This is a genomic window from Bradyrhizobium sp. 31Argb (genome assembly GCF_043638955.1).
Classification (GTDB): Bacteria; Pseudomonadota; Alphaproteobacteria; order Rhizobiales; family Xanthobacteraceae; genus Bradyrhizobium.
Map to the genome: position 1 here is coordinate 1 of NZ_JBEGDB010000355.1, position 6,988 is coordinate 6,988.

The following is a 6,988-nucleotide window of genomic DNA, read 5'->3' on the forward strand; positions in this document are numbered from 1 at the left end:
CGGCAATCATCACCTCGCTGCGACACTGACTCGTCATCCAGATTGCCGCGCCTTCCCATCCAGATCGACGCGCTACACCAGATAGGCCCGCACCTTCACCGGCCCCCAGCTCGGATGCGCTCGCCGCGCCTCAAGGCAGCGCTCGGCAATGTCCGGCGCAATCGCGTGCGGGTGGTGCTGTGGAGCTCGTGAACGGTCGAGCAGGCCGACAGTCCCTTCCTCCTCAAAGCGCGCCAGCCACTTGTACCCGATCCGGCGGCTCACGCCGAACCGCCGGCAGGTCGCCGCAAACGATTCCTCGCGCTTCTCAACCGCCACCACAAACCGCATCCGCTCTTCCACGGTACAGGTCTCCTTCCACCCCATCGGCAAGGTCCTCCTTGCCGACCAGTTGACCTGTTACCCATGTCGCCGGTCTATTCTGTTACCCATGTAGCCGGTCAGGACCTTTCCTTCCCCTCTCCCCTTGTGGGAGAGGGTGGCGCCTCACGCAGTGAGGCGACGGGTGAGGGGTATCTCACAGCTCGGCAAGCTTTGCGAGAATGTCCTCCAATATTGCCCCGGGTTGCTGCAACACATCGTTGTTCCAGTAGCGTGCGGTACGAAAGCCTTCCTTCAAGAGGGCTGCTTCTCTCGCAGCGTCTCGTTCCGACGACGCGTGCTGACTGCCGTCTATCTCGATGACGAGACGCTTTTCAAAGCACACGAAGTCGAGAATGTAGTTCTGAAATGGGGCCTGTCGACGGAACTTGAGATGCGAAAGGCGTCGATCTCGGAGTAGTCGCCACATCTTCGCTTCGGCGTCGATTGGCTCCCGACGCATCTTCTTTGCGAAGTTGCGGATGCGCTTGGCGATCGGTCGATGGTGTGGTGTTTGCGGCGCGAACCCCTCACCCGGCGCCTCACTTCGTGAGACGCCACCCTCTCCCACAAGGGGAGAGGGTGCATTGGAGCGCGTTTCGCGAGGAGGTGTCACACCCGCATTGGCATCAGTACGTAGAGCGCGCTCTTGTTGTCCTTGTCCTGCACCAGCGTCGGCGAGCCGGGATCGGCGAGTTTCAGGACTGCGACTTCGCCCTCGATCTGGGCGGCGATGTCGAGCAAATAGCGCGAGTTGAAGCCGATATCGAGCGCGTCAGAGGCGTATTCGACCTCCAGTTCCTCGGTGGCGCTGCCGGAATCCGGGTTTGTCACCGACAGCACGAGCTTGCCTGCCGACAGCGACAGCTTGACCGCGCGGCCGCGCTCGCTGGAGATGGTCGAGACGCGGTCGACGGCGGCTTCAAAATCCTTCTTGTCGACCACCAGTTCCTTGTCGTTGTTCTGCGGGATCACGCGGCCGTAATCGGGGAAAGTGCCGTCGATCAATTTCGAGGTCAGCACCACATTGCCGAGCGTGAAGCGGATCTTGCCCGGCGAGAGCTCGATGGTGATTTCCGCCTCGGTATCCTCGATCAGCCGCTGCACTTCGCCGACGGTCTTGCGCGGCACGATCACGCCGGGCATGCCGGCGGCGCCCTGCGGCTGCACCAGGTCGACCTGCGCCAGGCGGTGGCCGTCGGTCGCGACGCCGCGGAGCGTCGCCTGCTTGGCGCTGCCCGCCGAATGCAGGTAGATACCGTTGAGGTAATAGCGCGTCTCTTCGGTCGAGATAGCAAACTGCGTGCGGTCGATCAGGCGCTTCACGCCGGCGGCGGGCAGTGCGAAGGAATGCGTCATGTCGCCGGCGGCCAGATCCGGGAAATCGCTCTCCGGCAGCGTTTGCAGGGTGAAGCGCGAGCGGCCGGCCCGGATCGCCAGCACCGAGCGGTCGCCATCCGCCTCCAGCACGATCTGGGCGCCGTCGGGCAGCTTGCGCACGATGTCGTAGAACATGTGGGCGGGCACCGTCGTCGAGCCGGCGGTGGCGGTTTCCGCGGCCAGCGTCTCCGTCACCTCGAGATCGAGGTCGGTCGCCTTCAGCGAGAGTTTGGCATTTTCGGCGCGGACCAGCACATTGCCGAGGATCGGGATGGTGTTGCGACGTTCGACCACGCGATGCACGTGGCCGAGCGATTTCAGGAGTTGCGCGCGCTCGACGGTGACCTTCATTGCAATACCCGCCAGATCCCTGAGTTGAGCATGGTCTGTCCGAAAACCGGTAACCCACCGTGCTCTAAGATGGAAAGGCCGGGGCGGCCATAGGCGCGCCGCGGCGTTTGAGGCCCGAAAGCCGGCCAATCCATGGGATTTGACCAAACCGTCGGGGGGACCCCAAGGTGGCGCGGATAACGCGCGAGCGCAAGGGAGCGGAACGCCGTTCCCCACGTTTTCAGGCATAAAGGCCGTTCCCGCCCCGGTTAGAGCATGATCCGGAAAAGTGGAAACCGGTTTTCCGAAAAGATCATGCTCAAACAAAAGGATGGATCATGATCCGATTCCGTCCGATCGGATCATGGTCCGGGCGGCAGGGAAGAATTCATTCCTGCAATTGGCGCTTCAGGGATTCGACCTCTTCGGAGAGCGAGTTGTCCTTGGCGACCAGTGCCTCGATCTTGCGCACGGCATGGAGCACCGTGGTGTGGTCGCGCCCGCCGAAGCGCCGGCCGATCTCAGGCAGCGAGCGGAGCGTCAGCGTCTTGGCCAGGTACATCGCGACCTGGCGCGGGCGTACCACGTTCGCCGTACGGCGCGAGGACAGGAGGTCCGAACGGCTGACATTGTACTGCCGGGCGACCACGCGCTGGATGTCCTCGATCTTGATGCGCTTCGGCTCCTGCGGACGGATCAGATCGCGGACCTCGCGCTCGGCCATCTCCAGCGTCACCGGCTGGTTGTTCAGCTTGCTGTGCGCGAGCAGGCGGTTGATCGCGCCCTCGAGGTCGCGGCCGTTATGGGTGATGGTGCGTGACAGATAGTCCAGCACCTCGTCGGGCACGTCGAAGCTTGCGTGATGGACGCGGGCCGCGGCCACGCGCGATTTGAGGATGCCGAGGCGCAGCTCTTCGCCGAGCGATCCCATTTCGACCACGAGCCCGCCGGCAAGCCGCGAGCGCACGCGGTCGTCGAGGCTTTCCAGATCCGACGGCGGACGATCGGCCGCGATCACGACCTGGCGACCGGCATCGATCAGCGCATTCAGCGTGTGACAGAACTCGGCCTGGGTCGATTTGCCCTGCAGGAATTGCAGGTCGTCGATCACGAGCACATCGATGCCGCGCAGCGCTTCCTTGAACGCCAGCGCCGTCTGCGTCTTCAGCGCCGCGACGAAGCCGTACATGAATTTTTCCGCGGTGAGATAGAGCACCTTGCGCTCGCCGCCGGAATTGCCGGCCCAGGTCACCGCCTGCAGAAGATGGGTTTTGCCGAGCCCCACGCCGGCATGGATGTAGAGCGGGTTGAACATCACGGGATCGCCGCGACGACCTTCCGCAACCTGGCGTGCCGCGGCATGCGCGAGCGTGTTGGAGCGGCCGACCACGAAGCTCGCAAATGTCAGCCGCGGATCGAGCGGTGAGCCACCGAGCGCATCGTGGCTTGCGGATACCGGCGCGGTCGCGGTCGAACGCAGTTCGACAGAGGGCCGTCCTTCCGGCCGCTCGACGCGGCGCGTTTCTGCCGGCGCGGGAATCTCCTTCGGGGTGGGCGAAGGCCGCACTGCCGTGCGCACGGTCAGATCGATGCGGTGCACTTCCGGCATCTCGGCCTGCCAGCAGGAGAGCACGCGATCGGCGTAGTGCGCCTGGATCCAGCTCTTCAGGAATCGGGTCGGAACCGACAGGCGGACGCTTTCGTCCTGCACGCCCTCAAGATCCATGCGCGCAAACCAGCTCGTATAGACATCCTCGCCAACGGTCGTCCGTAACCGTCCCTTCACCCGCGACCAGCGATCCTGTTCCGTGTTTGTCATTGCCTGAAGACTTTTCTCAAGAGGAGTGCCGTTGTTTGTGAAAGCGCCGTGCATGTTTCTTGCCACGACGCGACCTCAAGCGAGGCCTTCTGCTCCGGACACACCTCTCCCGTTCGGCGAAACCGCCGCGCGACAGATTATGTGCTGGAACAGACCTGCGTTCGCGAGGTCAGCGCGTACTCGAAGGTGTATCCGGAGTTCGCGTGGGGCTGTTTGCGGAAGTGCAATCCAAGGTGTCGAATACGGACTTGTCTGAAATGCGCAATTCGAATGCTGCGATGGTTCCGTAAATCATACTGCCTCCCCCTCTCGCCGCGATTGCGCGCGGCGAGCAATCCGCTCGCAAGTGGTCCAAATTCAGTGTGCCGCTCCCGAACATCGGAATGTTCAGTGCTGCGCCGCCGCGTAGTTCAGTCCTTGTCAACCCATTCACGGGCTCCGCGTTCCCAGCTGCTTAAGGCCGCGGCTGTTACGTGTCTCCCCAGTTCGCCTCTCTCGCAGCGCGGACGCTGCGATCGAGAAATCCAGACACAGAACAGCCGTTCTCATATTGCTATGAGCTACCAACTCAGCTTCGCTTGGAAAGCGTCGCTAACGCGCACACCGCCGCCGATTTGCACGTCCGCCCGTGGGTCTAAAATCGCGCTGATCTTAAGAGCCGTGGGCGCCGCGAACGCATAAACAAATACACCAAGCGCGATTTCTGACAATCCGTTGTTTGTGGCTCGTGAGTTGAGTCTTCGCCGGTGTTGCGGCATTGCAATTGCGAAACCCGAAAGCAAGTTTTTGAATCACCGCGCAGATTCGCGCGTGTCACAAAGCGCGGTGTAACGGAAAAAAAAGTTCATAAAATATTTACGTAGCATCTCGGCGGCGCCAATTTTCAAACAAGTTGGCTTCGCTATGTGGGTAAGTGATTAGCGAGACGAAGTTTTTCGCGATTGCTTTTGGAGGGTAACCCTTCGCGGCTTTTCGCCGAGGAAAATGTTTAGTGCTTCCATTTATGTGGCGCAGGCGTGCGTATTTAATCACGGCGTCGCGTGTACAGCGCAGCAAGAACTTGCAGGACCAGTAAAACCACGGGTGCGCCCAATATGACACACGCGCTGTCCTGCAACAGCGAGTCAATTCGAGAGCACAGTCGCTCGAAGCTGCGCAAAAGAAAAAGGCCCGGCGAAGAGCCGGGCCTTTGACGAAAATGTTTTTCTGTCAGCTCACTTCGCCAGCTTGGCGATCTGATGCGTCAGGCGCGAGACCTTGCGGCTCGCAGTATTGCGGTGAACGATGTTGCGCTGCGCGGCCTTCATCAATTCGGGCTCAGCGTGGACCATCGCCTTCAGCGCTGCATCGCGGTCGCCGCGCTTGATCGCTTCTTCGACCGAGCGAACGGCACCACGCATCTGGGTGCGGCGCGACTTGTTGATGATGGTGCGGCGGGCAATCTTGCGGGTCGCCTTCTTGGCGGAAGTGGTGTTGGCCATGGTCTCAATTGTCCTTCGGCGTTGGTCGCTCTGTTGGTCGGGCTCGAGCGCGCCGGCCGTTGAAATCGCGTGATCTACTCTGCTGTGTTGTCGAGCTGCGTTCTTGAGGGAGCCGTGCCCAGATGCAAAAGTCCCGGCAGCCGCCCGTCCAAAGAACAGCGGCGGCAGGATTGCGCCCGCCGCCATTGTACGGTCTTATAGAGGGGCCGGCCCTCAGCGTCAACGTTTTCCACCCGGCCCGGGAGGTCGGAATCCGGCAGAAAATGGCCGCCAAGGTGCTGAACAGGTTGAATTTCCGCCCTTCCTGCCGTTAATGGGCCTTGGCGCATTTGGGGCGGACAGGGACTAGGGTGAGGCATGATCCGCGGGTTTTTTCGGCTAATCGGCCTGCTGCTCCTGGCCGGCGGATTTGTTTTCATGGTCTATGACGGCGCCCGCTTCGTCGCCGATCAGACCCTGCACTTCACCCGCTTCGGCCAGTTCTGGAACGACATCCACCAGTCCAGCCAGGCCGCCTTCCGTGCCTGGATCGAACGCACCGCGCCTTTCCTCTGGGACAGCGTGATCAAGTTCATCCTCGACCAGCCGGTTTTCGCCGTGCTCGGCGTCGCCGGCATCCTGCTGATGATCCTGTTCCGGCCGCGCAAGCCGCTGATCGGCTACGCGCGGGACTGATCGGAGCTTTGCGCCTTTGGATTGTGGGCCCGTAACGGGGCTGCCAGATCGCGCGTAAACACCTATATAGTGGGCCAAGCCGGCCGAAGCCGTTTCCGGCTTCAGGCCGATGTCCCGCCTGGAGGTAATCCATGTTGTTCATGCGCAAGACCACCGCGTTGCCGAGTGCAGCCGAAGCGCTGCCGGGACGCGCCACGCCGATCCCGACCGCCACTACCCACTTCGTCAATGGCAGCAAGCTGCAGCCGCCTTACCCTGAAGGCCTCGAGCAGGCGGTGTTCGGGCTCGGCTGCTTCTGGGGCGCGGAGCGCAAATTCTGGGAACTCGGCGATGGCATCTACACAACGGCCGTTGGCTATGCCGGCGGCTACACGCCGAATCCGACCTATGAGGAGGTTTGCTCGGGCCGCACCGGCCACACCGAAGTGGTGCTGGTCGTGTTCGATCCGAAGAAGATCTCCTACGAGCAGCTCCTGAAGACGTTCTGGGAAAATCACAACCCGACGCAGGGCATGCGTCAGGGCAATGACGTCGGCACGCAATATCGCTCCGCGATCTACACCTTCAACGACGCGCAGCGAAAGGCCGCGGAGGCCTCGAAGGCCGCCTATCAGAAAGCGCTTTCGGCCAAGGGTCTCGGTCCGATCACCACCGAGATCGCGCCGGCGGGCGAGTTCTATTTCGCCGAAGACTATCATCAGCAATATCTCGCCAAGAATCCGGCGGGCTATTGCGGCCTTGGCGGCACCGGCGTGTCGTGCCCCATCGGCGTCGGCGTCACCGCCTGATCGCGCGCTCTCCCTCTCCCCGCAAGAGCGGGGCGAGGGAGTTCTCTCCAACAACCATTTGTTAACCATAACCGGTGCAAGACTAGGCCGTGTGGACAGTTACCTTATCCAGAGCAGAGTGGCGGCAATGGCGACGACGGCGAAGTAGTTTCGCG

The 6,988-nt window shown here is 62.0% G+C and carries 7 protein-coding genes; 2 read left to right on the forward strand and 5 right to left on the reverse strand.

The window, feature by feature from the left end; translation table 11 throughout:
• Positions 1-72: 72 nt before the first annotated feature.
• The 5 genes from AAFX91_RS37205 to rpsT all read right to left on the reverse strand — a co-directional run bounded on the left by AAFX91_RS37205 (position 73) and on the right by rpsT (position 5,370).
• Positions 73-366 carry a leucine zipper domain-containing protein gene (locus AAFX91_RS37205; RefSeq protein ID WP_394569824.1) on the reverse strand — a complete coding sequence of 98 codons (294 nt, stop codon included), beginning with the start codon at positions 364-366 and terminating at the stop codon, positions 73-75.
• A 151-nt stretch (positions 367-517) separates the two neighbouring features.
• Positions 518-823: an endonuclease domain-containing protein gene (locus tag AAFX91_RS37210; protein WP_394569825.1), complete on the reverse strand. Its 306-nt coding sequence runs from the start codon at positions 821-823 to the stop codon at positions 518-520.
• A 149-nt stretch (positions 824-972) separates the two neighbouring features.
• Positions 973-2,091, reverse strand: coding sequence for a DNA polymerase III subunit beta (dnaN, locus tag AAFX91_RS37215; protein WP_394569826.1), 1,119 nt, complete (start codon positions 2,089-2,091; stop codon positions 973-975).
• Positions 2,092-2,458: 367 nt separating this feature from the next.
• Entirely contained in the window at positions 2,459-3,889 is a 1,431-nt protein-coding gene (gene dnaA / locus AAFX91_RS37220; RefSeq protein ID WP_394569827.1) for a chromosomal replication initiator protein DnaA, read from the reverse strand.
• 1,214 nt (positions 3,890-5,103) lie between these two features.
• Positions 5,104-5,370 carry a 30S ribosomal protein S20 gene (rpsT, locus tag AAFX91_RS37225; protein WP_394569828.1) on the reverse strand — a complete coding sequence of 89 codons (267 nt, stop codon included), beginning with the start codon at positions 5,368-5,370 and terminating at the stop codon, positions 5,104-5,106.
• A 357-nt stretch (positions 5,371-5,727) separates the two neighbouring features.
• Between rpsT and AAFX91_RS37230 the strand changes: the two genes are divergently transcribed.
• Both AAFX91_RS37230 and msrA read left to right on the forward strand, forming a co-directional pair.
• On the forward strand, positions 5,728-6,045 hold the full coding sequence (locus AAFX91_RS37230; RefSeq protein ID WP_394569829.1) for a hypothetical protein: 318 nt from the start codon (positions 5,728-5,730) through the stop codon (positions 6,043-6,045).
• A 131-nt stretch (positions 6,046-6,176) separates the two neighbouring features.
• Complete coding sequence (msrA, locus tag AAFX91_RS37235) at positions 6,177-6,833, forward strand: peptide-methionine (S)-S-oxide reductase MsrA (protein ID WP_394569830.1); 657 nt, start codon at positions 6,177-6,179, stop codon at positions 6,831-6,833.
• The last annotated feature ends 155 nt before the right edge of the window (positions 6,834-6,988 follow it).